This window comes from Prevotella sp. MGM2 (assembly GCF_002933955.1).
Classification (GTDB): Bacteria; Bacteroidota; Bacteroidia; order Bacteroidales; family Bacteroidaceae; genus Alloprevotella.
Genome location: NZ_BEWW01000075.1, coordinates 1 through 773 on the forward strand (window position 1 = coordinate 1; position 773 = coordinate 773).

A 773-nucleotide genomic window follows, 5' to 3' on the forward strand; every position below is an offset into this window, starting at 1 on the left:
GTGCGGCGGTGACATTGCATGTGAGGCGTGCGGCACAGCCGCGTGTGCTAATTCTTGACTTTGACGGAACGGTGGCTGACACGGCGGCCGGTATCGTTGACACCATGAGTGAGACGTTTCGCCGCATAGGGCTGCCGGTGCCTGAAGCTGGTGCTGTCAGGCAAACTATAGGTTTGCCGCTCACGGAAAGTATCGCACGGCTGAGCGGATTACCGTGTGGCAGACGAGTGGAAGAGGCCGTAAGCGTTTACCGTGAGGTTTTTGAGAGGATCGGTGCCCGTGCCGCCTGTCTTTTTCCTGGTGTTAAAGAGACGCTTTGCCATGCCACTGGCCGTGGCGTAACGGTGGCTGTTGCCACGAGCCGGGGACACCGTTCGGTAGAATCGCTTTGCCGCAGGTTGGGCATAGACATGTTCGTGGCGCATTATGTGGCTGAAGATGATGTGGCGGAAAAGAAGCCGCACCCCGAGGCGGTTCACAGGATACTCCACACCACCATGGCGCGGCCGGAGCATGCCTTGGTGGTAGGCGACACGAGTTTCGACATTTTGATGGGGCGCGCCGCGGGCTGTGCCACGTGTGGTGTGAGCTATGGCAATCATTCGCACCAAGAATTGCTTGAGGCGGGCGCCGGATGCATTGTCGGTTCCTTCGGGGATTTGTTGGATATGCTGGCATAATAAAGCCGGCGCCGGTTGAAGAGGAATGACTGTCGGAGACGGATAAGATGGGTGTCCTATTATTTTAACACTATTTGCTTTCCCAGGGAAATT

The 773-nt window shown here is 56.9% G+C and carries 1 protein-coding gene; it reads left to right on the plus strand.

The window, feature by feature from the left end:
- The coding region (locus C5S62_RS01640; RefSeq protein ID WP_104403785.1) for an HAD family hydrolase at positions 1 to 680 on the plus strand (680 nt) is incomplete at its 5' end.
- Positions 681 to 773 lie beyond the last annotated feature (93 nt).